The organism is Thermaurantimonas aggregans (assembly GCF_003851885.1).
GTDB classification, from domain to species: Bacteria; Bacteroidota; Bacteroidia; order Flavobacteriales; family Schleiferiaceae; genus Thermaurantimonas; species Thermaurantimonas aggregans.
In genome coordinates this window covers 47,605-65,286 of the sequence record NZ_BHZE01000004.1, presented here as the reverse complement: position 1 = coordinate 65,286, position 17,682 = coordinate 47,605, and the positions used below count along the sequence as shown (strand labels likewise).

Here is a 17,682-nt window from a genome sequence, read left to right as displayed (position 1 = left end):
TTTTGTTGTAACTGGAGTTCAATTTTTTTCAAAATTGTATGCACAACCTGAATTGGGCACTTGTGAGCAACCTTGTGCTGAAAAAGCAGTTGCTCAAATTGAAAAGTGGAATAAAGCATGGCGGGCCAAGAACTATCAAGAAATGAGAAGGTATGCCGATTTAATGATGAATTTTGATCGCAATTGCCCGCATGCTTTGTATTTATTTGGTGAGACAGCTGTGCGCGGTGGACGCACACGTGAGGCAGAGGCTGCCTGGATGCGTCTTCTGGAGCTATGTCCTGACTACAAGGCTGATGTATTGTTTTATGCTGGAGTGGTTTTGATTGAAAATGGACAGTCTGCAAAAGGCGTTGAATTATTGAAAAAATACACTCAGCATCCCGATCGAGAACCGCAGTTTGACCGTGAAGCCCGCTCTATACTTACTAGTTTAGACATGGAGCGAAGACTGCGTGAAAATCCGGTAGCTTTCCAGCCCAGGCCATTAGAAGACATTTGTACTGCAGCAGATGAATACCTCGCCACCATATCGCCTGATGGCTCTTGGTGCTTTTTCACCCGGAGAGGCAAAGAGATTGACCGAAAATCAGGACCAGTGCCTGTGGAGCGCGTAGTTGAGAAGTTTTCCTATGCCCGACGCTTATCTGATGATAAATTTGAACGTGGGCAGCCATTGCCAGCACCATTTAATCAAAAATACAACGAAGGCGGACCGTCTATTACTGCTGACAATAAAGAGCTATACTTTACCATTTGCGAATTGCTTCCCTCTGGATATCAGAACTGCGATATATACTATTCAATTTTTTCTAACGACCGATGGACAGAACCACAAAGTGTAGGAGAACAGATTAACAGACCTGATTCGTGGGAGTCTCAACCTTCTGTGACAGCTAATGGCGATTGGCTGTACTTTGCCTCCAATCGCAAAGGAGGCCAAGGAGGCCTTGATTTGTACCGATGCTATCGATTGCCTAATGGCAGCTGGAGTGCACCAGAAAATTTAGGGCCCACGATTAATACATCCAAAGACGAGAAATCGCCCTATATCCATTCTGACGGTGTTACACTGTACTTTTCGTCTAACGGACATGGAGGCATCGGAGGACTTGATATTTTTTATTCTCAACTTGATCCTCAAACACAAAAATGGAGTATCCCTCAAAATATTGGCTATCCGATTAATACCGAATCTGATGAAGTAGGGCTTTTTGTAAGCCTCGATGGCACAAAAGGGTACATTTCGACAGATAAAATAAAAGGTAAAGGGGGCTGGGATATTTTCTACTTTGAATTACCCCAGAACGCCAGACCTAACTTTACTAGATTAATTACTGGCAGATTAATGGATGAAAACGGACGATCGCCCGGAAATGTACAAGTAAAAATTAAAAAAGTGCAATCAGCCCAAGAATCAACTGTGCGAATCGATACTGTTACAGGCGACTTTGCCGTAGCTGTGCAAGCTCAGCAGAATGAAGATTTATTGCTGGTGGCTGAGAAGGAGGGAACTGCCTTTACCTCGCGCTACATCGCTGCTGAAGACATCAATGCATCGCGAGAGTCTGTAATAAAACAACAGACCATTGAAGTCAAAAAACTCAAGCGGGGTGAGGAATACCGATTACACGATATCAATTTCGAAACGAATTCATATGCTTTAGACAAAAGAGCTATTCGAATCTTGGAAGAATTTTACGAGTTTTTAAAAACCAATAAGAACATTCGAATTGAAATTCAAGGTCATACCGACAATGTGGGTACCCGCAAAGAAAATCTGGTACTTTCGAACAACAGAGCAAAAGTGGTTTATGAATACTTAGTAAATAAAGGTATATCGCCTTCGCGCATGTCGTACAAAGGATTTGGCTCCGACAAACCGATCGCCACCAATCAAACCGAGCAAGGCAGAGCACTTAACAGAAGAACTGTTTTTGTAATCAAAGATTTTTAAAAAAGTCTTCCATCCCTCTAATTTTGACATAATCCATTTCAAAAGCTATTTTCAAATGAAAATTTACACAAAATCAGGTGATGGAGGTCAGACATCGCTGCTCGGTGGCAGTAGAGTAGAGAAGTACCACATTCGCATCGAAGCATATGGAACGTTAGATGAGCTAAACTCATGGGTGGGTTTGGTTGCTGACGAGTACATGCATCCTGATATCATTAAACAACTTCATCAAATACAGAATTTGCTCTTTTTAGCTGGCAGTCATCTTGCAGCTGAAAATGAACAGGCAAAGTCGTATCTCACACCTTGGCCTGAAAATTCAACAGAAGCTTTAGAAGGCTATATTGACGAAATGACCAAACACCTTAAGCCTCTAAAAAACTTCATATTACCGGGAGGTCACCCAGTAGCATCGTATTGTCACCTTGCGCGCTGTGTATGCCGTAGAGCCGAGCGAATTGTTGTATTACTTGCCTCTGAAGAGCAAGTTGAGCCAGGAATTATCAAATTTCTTAACAGGCTTTCAGACTACCTCTTTACGTTGGCAAGATTTACCTTATTTCTCACCGGCTCTCAAGAAACACCCTGGAAATCAATACAATAAATACAAGAGCTTTGTGTTTATTCCACTTTGAAATATTCCATAAGTTATTTATACTTTTGCAAAAAATTTAAAAACCCCGGACGATGTACTGGACGCTTGAATTAGCATCTTACCTTAGTGATGCACCGTGGCCGGCCACAAAGGATGAGCTCATCGATTACGCGATTCGTACTGGTGCGCCATTAGAGGTAATCGAAAACCTACAGGCCATAGAAGATGATGAAGGCGAGATCTATGAGTCGATAGAAGACATATGGCCAGATTATCCTACTCAGGAAGACTTCCTCTGGAACGAAGACGAGTATTAACCATCAACATCTGAAAAAAACCTCCCATTCGGGAGGTTTTTTTGTTTAACAACAATTTTTTGATAAACTATCCTTCTCATTAACGGTGTAATTTGTTTTATTTGCAAACATTAAAAATTCATTAACAATGAATCAGCCTACAAGACTTTTTGACTTCCCAAAATACCAGCTCGAAAAAAAGCCATTGTCCGTTTCTTTAGCATCTAAACGAAATGGAAAATGGATTGAAATCTCTACGAAAGAATATGTAGAAACTGCAGAAAATATTGCACTCGGCTTAATGGAACTGGGCATTAAGCCCGATGACAAAGTTGTCTTAATCAGCACTAACAACCGCTTTGAATGGAACTTCTGCGATATCGGTATTATGCAATGTGGTGCCATCAATGTGCCCGTATATCCTACCGCCTCTGAAGATGATTACATCTACATTTTCAACGATGCTGAGGTAAGAATCTGTTTTGTGTCTGACCGTGCGCTTTATGAGAAAGTAATGCGTATAAAACCACAAGTACCTACTCTCTCAAAAGTCTATGTATTTGATGAGGAACCCGACCTTCCCAACTTTAAGGAAGTAATAGAACTGGGAAAAAGTTCCAACAAGCGGGCTGAGTTAGAGTCCATTATGCAAAGCATCAAGCCTGAACAACTGGCTACTCTTATTTATACCTCAGGTACTACAGGTAGGCCTAAGGGCGTGATGCTCAGCCATCGAAACATTGCTAGTAATGTAATGAACTGCCAAGACCGTCTCCCTATCACCGATGGCGGGGTGGCTCTCAGCTTTTTGCCTATGTGTCACATTTACGAGCGCATGCTCAACTATTTGTACTGTTACAACTTTATCTCGGTATATTATGCCGAAAGTATGGATACCATAGGCGACAATTTGCGCGAAGTACGTCCGACCATTTTCACTGCCGTTCCTAGACTCTTGGAAAAGGTTTTTGATAAAATAATGGACAAAGGCGCAGCTCTTACAGGTATCAAAAAGGCGCTGTTTTACTGGGCAGTAGCACTTGCTGAAGAATACGACATAAAAGGCAAAAGTCTTTTTTACAAAATCAAACTCGCAATTGCTCGCAAGCTGATCTTCAAGAAATGGCAAGAGGCTCTTGGCGGAAGGGTTTTGGCCGTAGCTTCGGGTGCAGCTGCCCTAAATCCTCGACTTTGTCGAATTTTTCTGGCCGCTGGAATCAATATTCAAGAGGGATATGGACTTACGGAAACTTCTCCCGTTATAGCGGTTAACTGTCCGAAAAACGATGGTACTAGAATTGGCACTGTAGGCCGTCCCATAAATGAATGTATTGTAAAAATCGCCGATGACGGAGAAATTCTTGTTAAGGGTCCTAACGTAATGATGGGATATTACAAAAAGCCTGAATTGACCGCTGAAGTGATCGATGCTGACGGATTTTTCCATACAGGCGATATCGGCGAAATGGTTGAAGGACAGTTTTTAAAAATCACCGACCGCAAAAAAGAGATTTTCAAAACATCTGGCGGTAAGTATATCGCGCCTCAAATCATGGAAAACAAGTTCAAAGAAAGCCGATTCATTGAGCAAATTATGGTCATTGGCGAAAATGAAAAACACCCAGCAGCTTTTATTCAGCCAGATTTTGTCTTCTTGAGGCAATGGTGTGAAAGAAAGGGAATTCCTTACACCTCAAACGAGGAAATCATTAAAAATCCGAAAGTAATTGAAAGAATACAGAAAGAAGTGGACCGCTACAACGAAGAATTTGGAAATTGGGAAAAAATTAAAAAATTCGAGCTTACCCCTGACGTTTGGTCTATAGAAGCTGGTCATCTTACTCCTACCATGAAATTGCGAAGGAAAGTTATACTTAAAAAGTACGAAGATCTCTACAAAAAAATCTACTCATAAAGAAAAGGGGCAGAAGCCCCTTTTTTTAATGCTCTCTTTGCATGAGAGAGTCGGCCAATGTGAGCAGGGGTTTGATGCGTTCTCTCTGAAAATCGGCACTTTTCAATAGATTTACACCAATGTGATAGTAATCTTCTGCCTTCTTATAGAGGTATTTGTCTGAACCAGTTACCTTAAAAAGCTCTCGAGCCGCGAGTACTTTTTCAGCATTCGATTTCGACGTTCGATTTTCATAGATCGAAAGCAATTCGTTTTTCGATTGTTCATCAGCATGGCGATAACAATGAAGAAAAAGAAGCGTCTTCTTTCCATTTAACACATCACCGCCTTCTACTTTTCCAGTTTTTTCTGATTGACCGAATACATCTAAGTAATCATCCAACATTTGAAAGGCAAGGCCAATATTAACACCAAATTCATACAGCAATCCTGCTTCTGAGGCGTCAGCACCAGCGCGTAGCGCACCTATTTGTATAGCTGCGCCTATGAGCACAGAGGTTTTTTTGCGAATCATATCGATGTATTCCTCTTCGCTTACATCGGTTCGCTGTTCAAAATCCATATCCATTTGCTGACCTTCACAAACTTCAGTGGCCATAGTGTTAAAAGCTTGAAGCATTGGCGGCAGCAATTGTGGTGGAGCATCGCAAAGCAGTTCATATGCCTTGATGAGCATTAGATCGCCAGAGAGTATGGCAGTTGGTTCGCTCCACTTTTTATGAACAGTGAGATGGCCCCTGCGCAAATCCGCTCTATCCATTATGTCGTCGTGTATCAAAGTGAAGTTGTGAAATAGCTCGATTGCAAGGGCTTGATGCAAGGCACGCTCTACATGGTCATTAAATACACCATATCCCATGAGTACGAGTATCGGTCTTATACGTTTTCCGCCCAAGTTGAGTATGTATCGAATGGAATTGTGTAAATTTTCAGGTTCAGTGCCTGATGAATATTTTGTTATAGAGTCTTCGATCAATCTTTTATATTCTTCGAGCGAATTCATAAAGTAGAAAAATCATGTTTAACTGAAACAAATGTATGCTACCTTTTGACATAGGATTATTAAGAATAATCCATAAGAAAGAATATAATTCAAAATGATTAAAAAAGCAACCGATGTTAAAATCTTATTAAAACATTCTGTATTTCAAGTGAAAACACATTTTCAGTATTGTACAAAGAAAAAAAATGCTACTACTTTTGTAGCAGTTTATTAATCACTTTAAAATTACGCGTCATGAAAAAAATCAATTTGTTTCTTGCTGCCCTTGCTATGGTAGCTTTTGTAGCTTGCAACAACGCTAAAGAAGAAACTGCTCAGGAAGAAACTCAAACTACTGAGGAAGTTGCTACTGAAGAGCCAGCTCAAGAAGAAGCTGCTGAAACTGCTGAAGCTGATAGCGCTGCTGAAGCTGAAACTCCTGCTGCCGAGCAAAAGTAATTGGCAAAACGCATCAAAAAAGACCGCCTATTTCGGCGGTTTTTTTTATTGTTTTGAGATAAAAAAAGCCGACTTTTTAGTCGGCTTTTTGCTTACTTTCTACATTAATAGCGGTAATATTCTGGTTTAAACGGACCGTTTACATCTACACCTATATATTCAGCTTGTTTGGGTGTAAGTTCGTCGAGTTCAACGCCGATTTTTTCCAAGTGTAGTCTTGCCACCATCTCATCGAGGTGTTTTGGCAGAGTGTAAACTTTGTTTTCGTATTTGTTGTAGTTATTCCACAATTCGATTTGGGCAAGCACTTGGTTGGTAAAGGAATTAGACATCACAAAGGAAGGATGCCCGGTAGCACAACCGAGGTTTACAAGACGGCCTTCAGCCAGTAATATGATGTCTTTTCCATCTACGTTGTAAAGATCTACCTGTGGCTTGATGTTGATGCGCGTATGGCCGTAGTTTTTCTTCAGCCAGGCTACGTCGATTTCGTTATCGAAGTGACCGATGTTGCACACAATAGTCTTGTCTTTCATCAATCGGAAGTGCTCTTCGCGTATAATGTCGCAGTTGCCCGTTGCGGTGATTACGATATCGGCCAGAGGCACAGCGTTGATCATCTTCTTCACTTCGTAACCATCCATAGCCGCCTGTAGGGCACAGATGGGGTCAATTTCGGTCACTATTACGCGAGCACCAGCACCTCTGAAGGAGGCAGCAGTTCCTTTTCCCACGTCGCCGTAACCGGCTACTACTACTACTTTACCGGCAATCATTACATCAGTAGCACGTCGCACGGCATCTACTGCTGATTCACGACAGCCGTATTTATTGTCGAATTTTGATTTGGTAACTGAGTCATTGATGTTAATAGCTGGAAGTGGCAAGGTGCCTTTTTTCATGCGTTCATACAAGCGGTGTACACCGGTAGTGGTTTCTTCTGAAATACCGCGAATACCAGGTACGAGTTCAGGATAGCGATCCAATACCATATTAGTGAGGTCGCCACCGTCGTCGAGGATCATATTGAGGGGCTTGCGCTCGGGACCAAAGAAGAGGGTTTGCTCGATGCACCAATCAAATTCTTCTTCGGTCATTCCTTTCCAGGCATACACTGAAATGCCACGAGCAGCAATAGCTGCAGCTGCATGATCTTGGGTTGAGAAGATGTTGCAAGACGACCAGGTAACCTCAGCTCCGAGTTCTACCAGTGTTTCGATTAAAACGGCAGTTTGTATGGTCATGTGCAAACAGCCAGCTATGCGAGCACCTTTCAGGGGTTTACTTTCTCCGTATTTTTTGCGCAGCGCCATCAATCCCGGCATTTCAGCCTCAGCGAGCTGAATCTCTTTCCGTCCCCATTCGGCTAGTGAGATGTCTTTTACTTTGTAAGGAATGTAAGTTGTTTCTGTTGCGTTCATTTATGTATTCGAATTTTTTACAAAAATAAAGGCATTTCAAGGCAATAATGTTCTAAATCGCGAATGGGATTTAAAACTTTACAGACCATTTACTTTTTTTTCGAAAAATGAATAAGCAAGTCCTTGATGTTTGGATACGTATTTGAAAAGATTGTATTTAACTTCTCAGGTTCAAGCCAGAAGACATCCGTAATTCCTTCTTCAGTTTGAGGCTTGAACAAGTCCAATGAATTATCTACGGTCATCGGAAACCAATGGGTTTTCTTTAACACCCGCTTGCCATCGATGCTGTACGTGTGATAGGATATCGTTGGCTCTTCTGTATCGAGGGTGCAGTTTTTAATGCCGCATTCTTCGGCTACTTCTCTTAGAGCAGCATCTCTTAGATTTTCATATTCTTCAACCTTTCCTTTAGGCAGGTCAAATTTGCCATGGCGTTTTATTATCAGAAATTTCCCATCTTTATTTTTAACAACACCACCAGCAGCATGGATTATTTCAAAATATTTTGTAAATTCTTTCCATACTTCTTCTTCGTTGCTGTCCGCTTTAATATGGTAGTATAAAGTGACAGGTGAATTTTCTAACTGATTGATTATCGTGTCAAAAGGAAAAAAATTGTAATAATCGATAAGCCAGTCGGGTCTTCGTATAGGTTTGCCTCCTATTGCAAGCAGCGAATTTTGAATGTTCACTTTATACATATTTTTGCGCCATATGATTGCTGACAAAGATATTGCTCAAAAGGCAGCAGAATTTCTCTTGCAAATCAAAGCGGTACAGCTCAATTTGTCATCTCCCTTTCAATGGTCAAGCGGATGGAAGTCGCCAATATATTGCGACAATAGAGTGGTTTTGTCCTTTCCGGCAGTGCGCACCTACATCAGGGAGATGATGGTTAAAAGCATTGAGCGGCACTTCCCTAAACCTGATGTTGTAGCTGGTGTAGCTACGGGTGCCATAGCTATAGGTGCACTCGTGGCCGATGAACTTGGACTACCTTTTATTTATGTAAGGCCAGAACCCAAATCGCATGGCCGAATGAATCAAATCGAAGGTTATATTGTTTCAGGCCAAAATATAATTGTGATTGAAGACTTGATTTCCACTGGCAAAAGTTCATTGAATGCCATTAAAGCTCTTAAACAAGCTGGTCTGAAAGTATTAGGCGTACAGGCTATTTTTTCCTATGGTTTCGATGAAGCTCATAAACTTTTTGAAAGCGAAAACATTCAAGTCATCACGCTAAGTGATTATGAGCATTTGATAAAAACAGCTCTAAAAGTTGGGTATATAAATGAAAATGAATTAAAACAGCTGAATGAATGGAGATTAATGCCCGATAAATGGGGTCAATAATTTAAAAACTTTCACCTATGAATTTACAGAGTAAACTAATAACAGTAAATAAGCCAGTTAGTGAAGTATACAATCAACTGACTTCATCTCTTGAGAAGTACAAAGAAATAATGCCGACTGAAGTTACAGTTTTTAAGGCTGAAGGCGATACTTTTACATTTGGATTAAAAGGATTTCCTGAAGTTCAGCTTCGTGTAAAGGAGAAGGTAGAAAATCAGAAAATAACCTTTGAATCAGCTACTCCTATCTTAAAATTTACGCTTACTTGTGCTCTATCAGAGCAAAGTCCTCAAACGAGTGGCATTCAATTTTTCTTCGATGGTGAAGTGAACATGATGATGCGAATGATGCTCGAAAAACCTTTGCAAAATTTTATTGATAAATTGGCTGAAAAAGCTGGTGCTTTGTAGCCTACTTACATAAGCCATTTTACCTCTCCACTGTGAAAACTTTTTAAAGATTCTTCGTGCTCAACGATTAATCTACCTTGGGCATCTACGCATTTGATTTTAGAGAGTAAAATCTGATTGTTTTTTAACTCTTTTAATGCAATAACTTCACCTAATTTATACATATTTTTTTCATATGCTGAGAGAATGGTAGCATGATCATCTCTGTTGTAAATCGAATAGAAAAATTTAAACGATTCTTCAAAGACATCAATAAAATCTTCTGCCAAAACATCTCTACAGATGATATCCTTTACTGATATAGATGGATAATTGGATTGTTTATCCTTTCGCGCTGAATTCAGATTAATTCCAATACCATTTATTAAGTATATTTTTTTGCCGGAAAGGATAGATTCCAACAAAATTCCTGAAATTTTTTTCCCATGTGCCAAAAGATCATTAGGCCATTTTATCAGAGCGGGAATGCCCAACCTGTCAAAAGTGTTGTGAAGTGCAAGACAAACTGTCATTGAGTGAATGGCTGGTAAAAAATTTTCTCCAACTTTTGGAACTTCAATAAAAAAACTAAAAGCTAAATCTAAGTCAGGTTCCATATGCCATTGTCTGTCAAACTGGCCTCGACCTTTCGTTTGATTTTGAGTGAAAATCAATAAATTGTTTTCGATTGTTCCTTCTTCTAATTTCTTTTTAAGCCAGTCGTTGGTCGATTCTACAACGGGTAAGTGTTTTCGATGAAACATAGAGAATGGCAAAAATTCAAAAACAATTGGCAATTTTATTGCTTATTTTAGCAGTCTTGCAATGAAAGGCTTCAGAATTAGAATTAATTGAATGAAAGTACAACAAGATATTGATACTGACCGACTTATACACGCAGTGATTGAAGGTCTGCGCGAGGTGAAAGGTTTTAACATTAAAATATTTGACCTCTCTGAAATAGACAAAGCTGTATGCGACTGCTTTGTAATTGCCGAAGGTAATTCCACCACTCAGGTAAGTGCTTTAGCTGACTCAGTTGAAGAAAAGGTGTTTGAAAACACTGGAGAAAGGCCATGGCATGTAGAAGGCAAAACCAATTCTGAATGGGTTTTGTTAGATTATGTTGATGTAGTGGTGCATATCTTCCTGCCCGAAAAAAGGCGTTTTTACGACCTTGATGGTCTTTGGAGTGATGCGCGCATTACTGAAATTTCAAATGTCGATTAACCATTATGGCTCAAAAGAAAAAACATCCTACAGAATTCGGTCAATTCCGAAAGAGAAACCAAAATCAAAACTCTGGAAACGGAGACTCCGAACGAAACGGAGGTTTCAATTTTTACTGGATATATATCGTTCTTATAGCGGTAATCTTTGGTATTCAGCTTCTTGGCATGATGAACAGTGCTGCTAAAAAAAGCAGCTTCAATGAACTAACAACGTACTTGCTAAGCGATGATGTAGAGCGCATTAGGGTAGTGAATTCAAAGGAAATTCAAGTTTTTCTACGACAAGAGAGCATTAAAACAAAAGAAGAGTTTAAAGACCTTAGAAGCAGGAGTACAGGGTCAGGGGTTGTTCCTGGTCCACATTTGGTTTTTCAAATGCCAGGCGATGCCTTTCGCGATGAGTTGAGAAATTTTTACGAAGATAACCCTAACCTCGACCGTCGGAAGGTGCCCATTACCTACGAAGAACAGCGCGATTACTGGAGCGATATTTTAGCCTGGGTGCTTCCATTCTTGTTCATCTTCCTTATATGGATGTTTATCATGCGCCGAATGAGCTCCATGGGCGGTGGCCCCGGAGGTCAGATCTTCAATATTGGCAAATCCAGAGCTCAGCTTTTTGATAAAAACACCAATGTGAAGGTCACCTTTAAAGATGTAGCAGGAATGGAAGGTGCTAAGGAAGAAATTCAGGAGATTGTTAACTTTTTGAAAAACCCTGAAAAGTACACCAATCTTGGCGGTAAGATACCGAAGGGGGCTTTGTTGGCCGGCCCTCCGGGTACAGGTAAAACCCTGCTTGCCAAAGCAGTAGCTGGCGAAGCGAAAGTGCCTTTCTTTAGCCTGTCGGGTTCTGACTTTGTGGAGATGTTTGTAGGTGTAGGTGCTTCGCGGGTGCGCGACCTCTTTAAGCAGGCCAAAGAAAAAGCGCCTTCCATCATCTTTATTGACGAGATAGACGCCATTGGTAGAGCTCGCGGAAAAGCCTCATTCAGCGGGGGTAACGACGAAAGAGAAAATACCCTTAACCAGTTGCTCACTGAAATGGACGGTTTTCAGACAAATGAAACCGTAATCGTTCTTGCAGCTACTAACCGTCCAGAAATTCTCGACCGAGCTTTGACACGCGCCGGACGTTTCGACAGAACGATTTACATCGACTTGCCTGACCTGAATGAGCGCAAAGAGATTTTTAAAATTCACTTGCGTCGCATCAAGCATACGCCTGACCTCGACATTGATTTTCTGGCTAAGCAAACCCCTGGTTTTTCAGGAGCAGATATTGCCAATGTATGCAATGAAGCAGCCTTGATCGCTGCTCGAAAAGACAAAAAAGTCGTTGAGCTTCAAGATTTTCTCGATGCAGTGGACCGAATCGTGGCTGGCTTAGAGAAAAAATCAAAAATTATAACACCTGAAGAGAAAAAAGTAATTGCTTACCACGAAGCAGGCCATGCCACTGTGAGCTGGATGCTCGAACATGCTGCTCCACTTGTAAAGGTTACCATAGTGCCACGAGGTCGTTCTTTAGGAGCCGCCTGGTATTTGCCGGAGGAGCGCCAGATCACCACCGCCGAACAAATTCAAGACGAAATGTGTGCTGCTCTTGGTGGCCGAGCTGCTGAGAAGGTAATTTTCAACAAGGTATCGACCGGTGCTCTGAGTGATTTGGAAAAGGTAACACGACAAGCTCAAGCCATGGTAACCATTTTTGGCCTCAACGAACGTATTGGTAACATTACATACTACGACTCATCAGGTCAGAATGAGTTTGGCTTTAATAAACCATACAGCGAAAAAACGGCTGAAATCATCGACGAAGAGGTGAAAAAAATCGTCGATTTGCAATACGAACGTGCCATTGAGATATTAACAACGCATAAAGAAAAACTCATTCAATTAGCAGAATTATTGCTCGAAAAAGAGGTTATTTTTAAACAGGATTTGGAACAGATTTTCGGAAAGCGCAAGTGGGATAAAGAAGCCGATAGCCAATCTAATACCACTGAACTTTCGAAAAATGAAAGTGAAGCTGAAAAGGAACAAAAAGATGAAGCTGAGTTGAGCGGAGCTACTGTTTCAGCCCAAGATTCAAAGGACTAACAGCTTTTGTTTAATGGCGCAGTCATCACTCTTCTCAAAAATATTTTCCTCCTTGCGGCCAAAAGCCTCTGAGAAAACCTCAGAGGCTTCGGCATCGCCGAAACCAGCGATAAATCCTGAACATCTAGAAGCCATCTTCGCCGATCGGTTTGTAACAGCAGGAGGAAAATTTATATTTTGTGAACATAGAGATGAGGTGATTAAAACGCTGCAAGACATTTTTGCTGAAGAACAAATTGAAACATTGTCTTGTAACGATCCGCTTCTACAGACACTTGTAAGAGAAGCAGGTATATTGCAGCCTACAGATTTATCCAAAAATGCAGATGCTGCTTTTATCACTTGCGAATTGCTGATTGCAAGTAATGGCGGAATTATGGTCACTGCCAATCAGACCTATCACATCAAAATTCAGAATCTTCCGAATACCATCATCGTATTAGGCAATACTTCTCAAATTATTGATAAACTCAACAATGCCTTGACGCACATTAAAGCCAAATATCCTCCAAAAGAAATACCATCGATGATTACAACACTCAAGGGGCCGAAAGGCGATGGTCTTGAGGATCCAAATTCTGCTTTTTCAACAAAAAATATTTACCTTCTTCTGACGGTATAGAATGAAAGAACTCATTCAGCGCAGCATTTTTGGGCTTCTTTATGTTTTTTTGATACTCCTGTTGGTTTATTACAATTTCTCCCCAATTCTTTTTTCACTTTTTGGCTCTTTGGCCATGCTGGAATTGGGAAAAATTCTCTTTCTAAAAAGAAATGCTATTCAACTCTGGCTTTTGAGTTTTTGGATTGCCTTTTTGCCTTGGTTTTCCACCGTGTTTGTCAATACCTTTTTCTTCGAAAAGCCCTTTTTTAATTTTTACACTGAGTGGCTTACTTTATTTAAAATTGCTGATCGAATTGTCGCTTTTTTTGAATGGAGGTGGCTTTGGATTCTAGGTGTTTTTTTGGCAACAGTTGTACTATTTTATAGAAAAGGTGGGTATAAGAGCCTCCTGCCTTTTGCTTATATCATAATGCCATTTGTTTTGGCGATAGAGATCGACATAGCAGATCAACAATTGGCCATCTCTCCAATACTGCTGATATTTATTTTCATGTGGACTTTTGACACTTTTTCTTACATCTTTGGCAAGTTGTTTGGCCGCCATGTCATAGCGCCATCTATTTCACCCGGCAAGACGTGGGAGGGATTTGCAGGTGGTATTGCAGGTGCAGCTGTTCTCACATTTTTTCTCAGTCGTTCCGAAATACTCCCTTTTTCACACGCTATTTCCGGATATTTGCTTGCACTTGTTTTGGTGCTTTCTGCCTTTCTGGGCGACCTCTTTGAATCGAAGCTCAAGCGCAAAGCTGGTGTCAAAGACAGTGGCGCGTTTATTCCCGGTCATGGGGGCATTCTCGACCGCATTGATAGTTTCCTCTTTGCCGCCCCGGCATTTTATTTTGTCTATCCTTTATTGCTTAATCTATGATTAAAATTCACCGCGAAGGTTACACCATTCTCTTTGTCACCCTGGTTATCCTTTTTGTGCTCAACGCGCTAATTCATTGGATTACGGATGTCGTCTGGATTCGTAATGTTTTCATCATTGCATCTCTGATTGTATATGGCCTTGTGCTGCAGTTTTTTAGAAATCCTCAGCGCAACATCGTTCGCGATGAAAACAAAATCATAGCCCCGGCCGATGGAAAGGTGGTCATTATCGAGGAAGTCGAAGAACCTGAGTATTTCAAAGGCAAACGCCTTCAGATATCCATCTTTATGTCGCCCCTCAATGTGCACGTAAACCGCTATCCGGTGAGTGGCCGTATTGAATACGCGCGCCATCATCAGGGCCAATATCTAGTTGCATGGCACCCAAAGTCGAGCACGTTAAATGAGCGCACGTCAGTTGTGATAAACAGCCCCGTGTGGGGGCCAGTGCTCTATCGGCAGATTGCTGGTTATGTAGCCCGCCGTATCGTCATGTATGCAAAAGAAGGAACCATCGCTCGGCAGGGCGACGAGAGCGGATTCATCAAATTTGGCAGCCGACTCGACATCTTCTTGCCTCCTGGCACTGTGCCAAGAGTGAAGCTCGGAGATAAAACCGTAGGTGGTATTACAATAATTGCTGAGAAAAAAACCAACTAATACCCCTCTATTGTAAAAGTATTTACCCAGTCTCGATGCTCTAATGCTTTGAGTAACTTGGCCTCCTCACTGCCGGGTTCAGGTTTAAAATTGTATTCCCACCGAGCCGTGGCAGGAAGGCTCATTAAGATAGACTCAATTCTGCCGTCGGTTTTCAGGCCAAAGAGTGTCCCGCGGTCGTACACCAAGTTAAATTCTACATACCTGCCTCGGCGTATCCCTTGCCAATGCAAATGCCTCTCTCCGTATGGTAACTCTTTTCTGCGCTCAACTATTGGCACATAGGCCGGTAAAAAAGCATCGCCCGCATCCATTACAAAGCTTAGCCAGTGCTCGGCCGTCTGAATGTCATTGGGCCTCAGATAATCGAAAAAAATCCCGCCAATTCCTCTGTTTTCCTTGCGGTGATCGATGTAGAAGTATCGGTCGCATTCCGCTTTAAAACGCGGATAGTATTCCGGCGAATGTTTTTCACAAGCCTCTTTTAGAACGGTATGAAAGTGTCTTCCATCCTCCTCAAAGATGTAATAGGGCGTTAGGTCTGCTCCTCCACCAAACCAGCTATCGACTACCGCCCACTCTTCGTCGTACAACTCGAAGTAGCGATAGTTTGCATGCACGGTAGGCACGAAAGGATTGACCGGATGAATAACAAGCGAAATCCCGCAGGCAAAGAATCGATTGTGCTGTACGCCAAGCCTTTGCATCATTACTTCTGGGAGCACACCGTGCACTACTGATGTGTTTACACCGCCTTTTTCAAAGACTTTTCCACCTTGAATGATGCGCGTAATTCCGCCTCCGCCTCCGGGTCGCTCCCAGCGGTCTTCTGTGAAGTGCTCCTTCCCATCGACTTCTTCTAGCGATTTGCATATGCGATCCTGAAGCTCATGTATATAGCTTTCAAATCGTTCTTTAATAGTCATTTTTTTACTATTTTTTTGGGCGTGCCCCAGACGAAGGCGCATCTGGCGCCCTCGTCTGGGTCGGTGTCTTCCGTAGTCCGCTTCGCTTCCGTGCTGCGCTCCACTGCGTGTCGCTTCGCACCACCGGCTTCGCCGGTGTACTTCAGCCACCTCACGCGTGAAGTGAGTGCTTATTCAAAGGGCATCTCAGCAAAGCAAGGGTCGTGATGCCCCAATCGCTTATTTCATAAAAGGATAGGTGTAGTCTGTCGGTGGCACCATCGTTTCTTTAATGGAGCGGGCACTTACCCAACGGAGTAGGTTTAGCTTAGAACCGGCCTTGTCGTTGGTACCGCTGCCGCGAGCTCCACCGAAGGGTTGCTGATCTACCACAGCTCCGGTAGGCTTGTCATTTATGTAAAAGTTACCAGCACTATCCACTAATTTGTTGGTAGCCACTTCTATCACGTATCTGTCCTTAGCAAAAATGGCACCCGTAAGAGCATATTCGCTTGTCTCGTTCACCAGGTCAAGAGATGCTTCCCATTCTTCATCTTCGTAAACATAAATGGTAAGTACAGGGCCGAAGATTTCTTCTACCATGGTCTTCATCTTCGGATTTTTCGTGAGTATTACCGTGGGCTCGATGAAATAGCCCACAGATTTATCGTACTTACCACCGTAGATGATTTCGCTGTCTTTGTCTTTGCGGGCGTATTCGATGTAAGATACAATCTTGTCAAAGGCACCTTCGTGAATCACTGCTGTCACGAAGTTTGAAAAGTCACGTGGTGAACCCATTTTGATTTCGGAGAGCATCCGGCCTAGATCCGCATTTACCTCATTCCAACGACTACGTGGGATATATGCACGTGAGGCCGCTGAGCACTTCTGGCCTTGCAGTTCAAAGGCGCCTCTTACGAGAGCTACTACAGTTTCGCGAACATCAGCTGATGCATGCATCCACACGTAGTCTTTACCTCCTGTTTCTCCAACAATACGAGGATAAGACTTGTAGCGATGGATATTTTCTCCAATAGTTTTCCAAATGCTTCTAAAGACGGCAGTTGAACCAGTAAAGTGAATTCCGGCAAAGTCTGGATGACTTAGCACTATTTGGGCGGTCTCGGCCGGGTCGGTCATAATCATATTGATGACTCCGGCGGGCAACCCGGCTTCGATAAATACTTTCATCACAACGTGTGCAGAGTACACTTGATAGAGCGATGGCTTCCACACCACCACGTTGCCCATGAGAGCTGCGGAGGCAGGCAGGTTGCCGCTGATGGCTGTAAAGTTGAACGGTGTAACAGCAAATACAAAGCCTTCTAGAGGTCTGTATTCCATGCGGTTCCACACACCGGGCATTGAATTGGGCTGCTCAGCATAGATTTCGGCCATGTACTTCACGTTAAACCGAAGAAAGTCGATCAGCTCACAGGCAGCATCGATTTCGGTCTGAAAGGAAGTTTTGCTCTGCGCAATCATGGTAGCAGCATTCACCTCAGCCCGATATGGACCAGCCAGCAAATCAGCTGCTTTAAGAAAGATAGAGGCTCGCTGCTCCCAGCTCATGGCTGCCCACTTGGTGCGCGCTTTCAGGGCAGCATCTATGGCAGCGTGCACATGGCTGGCATCGCCCATGTGATAGTGGCCTACGTTGTGCTGGTGGTCGTGTGGTGGCAGTACGCGCTCAGTTTTGCCCGTACGCACCTCCTGCCCACCTATATACATCGGTATGTCGCGAATGCTGTTCCACAGTTCGTCGTATTTGGCCTGAAGTTCAGCGCGCTCAGCGCTTCCGGGGCCATATTGTTTTACCGGTTCATTTTTAATGTCCGGCAACTTAAAAAAACCCTTTATCATGATTTGGAATTATTAAAATTCTGAAACAAAGCTACGCTCACAGCCTTT

General features: G+C 42.4%; 18 protein-coding genes. 12 read left to right on the top strand and 6 right to left on the bottom strand.

Annotated features, from left to right (window positions below):
* The first annotated feature begins 142 nt into the window (after nt 1–142).
* The 4 genes from EIP89_RS03100 to EIP89_RS03085 all read left to right on the top strand — a co-directional run bounded on the left by EIP89_RS03100 (nt 143) and on the right by EIP89_RS03085 (nt 4,763).
* Complete coding sequence (locus EIP89_RS03100; protein ID WP_218019314.1) at nt 143–1,957, top strand: OmpA family protein; 1,815 nt, start codon at nt 143–145, stop codon at nt 1,955–1,957.
* 55 nt (nt 1,958–2,012) lie between these two features.
* Complete coding sequence (locus tag EIP89_RS03095) at nt 2,013–2,561, top strand: cob(I)yrinic acid a,c-diamide adenosyltransferase (RefSeq protein ID WP_124397192.1); 549 nt, start codon at nt 2,013–2,015, stop codon at nt 2,559–2,561.
* 83 nt (nt 2,562–2,644) lie between these two features.
* The gene (locus EIP89_RS03090; protein WP_037357876.1) at nt 2,645–2,869 is read left to right on the top strand and encodes a DUF2795 domain-containing protein; all 225 of its coding nucleotides are present in this window, start codon (nt 2,645–2,647) and stop codon (nt 2,867–2,869) included.
* Between the two features lie 127 nt (nt 2,870–2,996).
* A complete protein-coding gene (locus EIP89_RS03085; protein ID WP_124397191.1) occupies nt 2,997–4,763 on the top strand; it encodes an AMP-dependent synthetase/ligase in 1,767 nt (588 codons plus the stop codon).
* A 25-nt stretch (nt 4,764–4,788) separates the two neighbouring features.
* Here EIP89_RS03085 and EIP89_RS03080 read toward each other — a convergent pair whose 3' ends face one another.
* Nucleotides 4,789–5,766 (bottom strand): polyprenyl synthetase family protein, encoded by a 978-nt coding sequence (locus EIP89_RS03080; protein WP_124397190.1) that lies wholly within the window; start codon nt 5,764–5,766, stop codon nt 4,789–4,791.
* A 234-nt stretch (nt 5,767–6,000) separates the two neighbouring features.
* Here EIP89_RS03080 and EIP89_RS03075 point away from each other — a divergent pair, with 234 nt between their 5' ends.
* Nucleotides 6,001–6,204 carry a hypothetical protein gene (locus EIP89_RS03075; RefSeq protein ID WP_124397189.1) on the top strand — a complete coding sequence of 68 codons (204 nt, stop codon included), beginning with the start codon at nt 6,001–6,003 and terminating at the stop codon, nt 6,202–6,204.
* A gap of 104 nt (nt 6,205–6,308) precedes the next feature.
* On the opposite strand, the gene ahcY is transcribed toward EIP89_RS03075, so the two are convergent.
* Nucleotides 6,309–7,625 carry an adenosylhomocysteinase gene (gene ahcY, locus EIP89_RS03070; RefSeq protein ID WP_124397188.1) on the bottom strand — a complete coding sequence of 439 codons (1,317 nt, stop codon included), beginning with the start codon at nt 7,623–7,625 and terminating at the stop codon, nt 6,309–6,311.
* Between the two features lie 89 nt (nt 7,626–7,714).
* Nucleotides 7,715–8,320: an NUDIX hydrolase gene (locus EIP89_RS03065; RefSeq protein WP_160160503.1), complete on the bottom strand. Its 606-nt coding sequence runs from the start codon at nt 8,318–8,320 to the stop codon at nt 7,715–7,717.
* A 22-nt stretch (nt 8,321–8,342) separates the two neighbouring features.
* On the opposite strand from EIP89_RS03065, the gene pyrE reads away from it, so the two are divergent.
* Together pyrE and EIP89_RS03055 are read left to right on the top strand one after the other, a co-directional pair.
* Entirely contained in the window at nt 8,343–8,984 is a 642-nt protein-coding gene (gene pyrE / locus EIP89_RS03060; RefSeq protein ID WP_124397186.1) for an orotate phosphoribosyltransferase, read from the top strand.
* Nucleotides 8,985–9,001: 17 nt separating this feature from the next.
* Nucleotides 9,002–9,394 (top strand): SRPBCC family protein, encoded by a 393-nt coding sequence (locus EIP89_RS03055; RefSeq protein WP_124397185.1) that lies wholly within the window; start codon nt 9,002–9,004, stop codon nt 9,392–9,394.
* A 5-nt stretch (nt 9,395–9,399) separates the two neighbouring features.
* Here EIP89_RS03055 and EIP89_RS03050 read toward each other — a convergent pair whose 3' ends face one another.
* Nucleotides 9,400–10,170, bottom strand: coding sequence for a biotin--[acetyl-CoA-carboxylase] ligase (locus EIP89_RS03050; protein ID WP_124397184.1), 771 nt, complete (start codon nt 10,168–10,170; stop codon nt 9,400–9,402).
* Nucleotides 10,171–10,228: 58 nt separating this feature from the next.
* Here EIP89_RS03050 and rsfS point away from each other — a divergent pair, with 58 nt between their 5' ends.
* Genes rsfS through EIP89_RS03025 form a run of 5 tightly spaced genes read left to right on the top strand, consistent with a single transcriptional unit; the run spans nt 10,229 to nt 14,863 of the window.
* Nucleotides 10,229–10,603: a ribosome silencing factor gene (rsfS, locus tag EIP89_RS03045; protein ID WP_124397183.1), complete on the top strand. Its 375-nt coding sequence runs from the start codon at nt 10,229–10,231 to the stop codon at nt 10,601–10,603.
* Nucleotides 10,604–10,608: 5 nt separating this feature from the next.
* Entirely contained in the window at nt 10,609–12,708 is a 2,100-nt protein-coding gene (gene ftsH, locus EIP89_RS03040) for an ATP-dependent zinc metalloprotease FtsH (RefSeq protein WP_124397182.1), read from the top strand.
* A gap of 13 nt (nt 12,709–12,721) precedes the next feature.
* Nucleotides 12,722–13,330, top strand: a complete 609-nt coding sequence (locus EIP89_RS03035) for an LUD domain-containing protein (protein WP_124397181.1) — start codon at nt 12,722–12,724, stop codon at nt 13,328–13,330.
* 1 nt (nt 13,331) lies between these two features.
* Nucleotides 13,332–14,201, top strand: a complete 870-nt coding sequence (locus tag EIP89_RS03030) for a phosphatidate cytidylyltransferase (protein WP_124397180.1) — start codon at nt 13,332–13,334, stop codon at nt 14,199–14,201.
* The gene (locus EIP89_RS03025; RefSeq protein WP_124397179.1) at nt 14,198–14,863 is read left to right on the top strand and encodes a phosphatidylserine decarboxylase family protein; all 666 of its coding nucleotides are present in this window, start codon (nt 14,198–14,200) and stop codon (nt 14,861–14,863) included. Before EIP89_RS03030 ends, EIP89_RS03025 begins: the two co-directional genes overlap by 4 nt.
* Here the strand turns inward: EIP89_RS03025 and hemF are convergent.
* Complete coding sequence (hemF, locus tag EIP89_RS03020; RefSeq protein WP_124397256.1) at nt 14,860–15,783, bottom strand: oxygen-dependent coproporphyrinogen oxidase; 924 nt, start codon at nt 15,781–15,783, stop codon at nt 14,860–14,862. The genes EIP89_RS03025 and hemF overlap by 4 nt on opposite strands.
* Before the next feature lie 225 nt (nt 15,784–16,008).
* Nucleotides 16,009–17,634 carry an L-glutamate gamma-semialdehyde dehydrogenase gene (pruA, locus tag EIP89_RS03015; RefSeq protein WP_124397178.1) on the bottom strand — a complete coding sequence of 542 codons (1,626 nt, stop codon included), beginning with the start codon at nt 17,632–17,634 and terminating at the stop codon, nt 16,009–16,011.
* Nucleotides 17,635–17,682 lie beyond the last annotated feature (48 nt).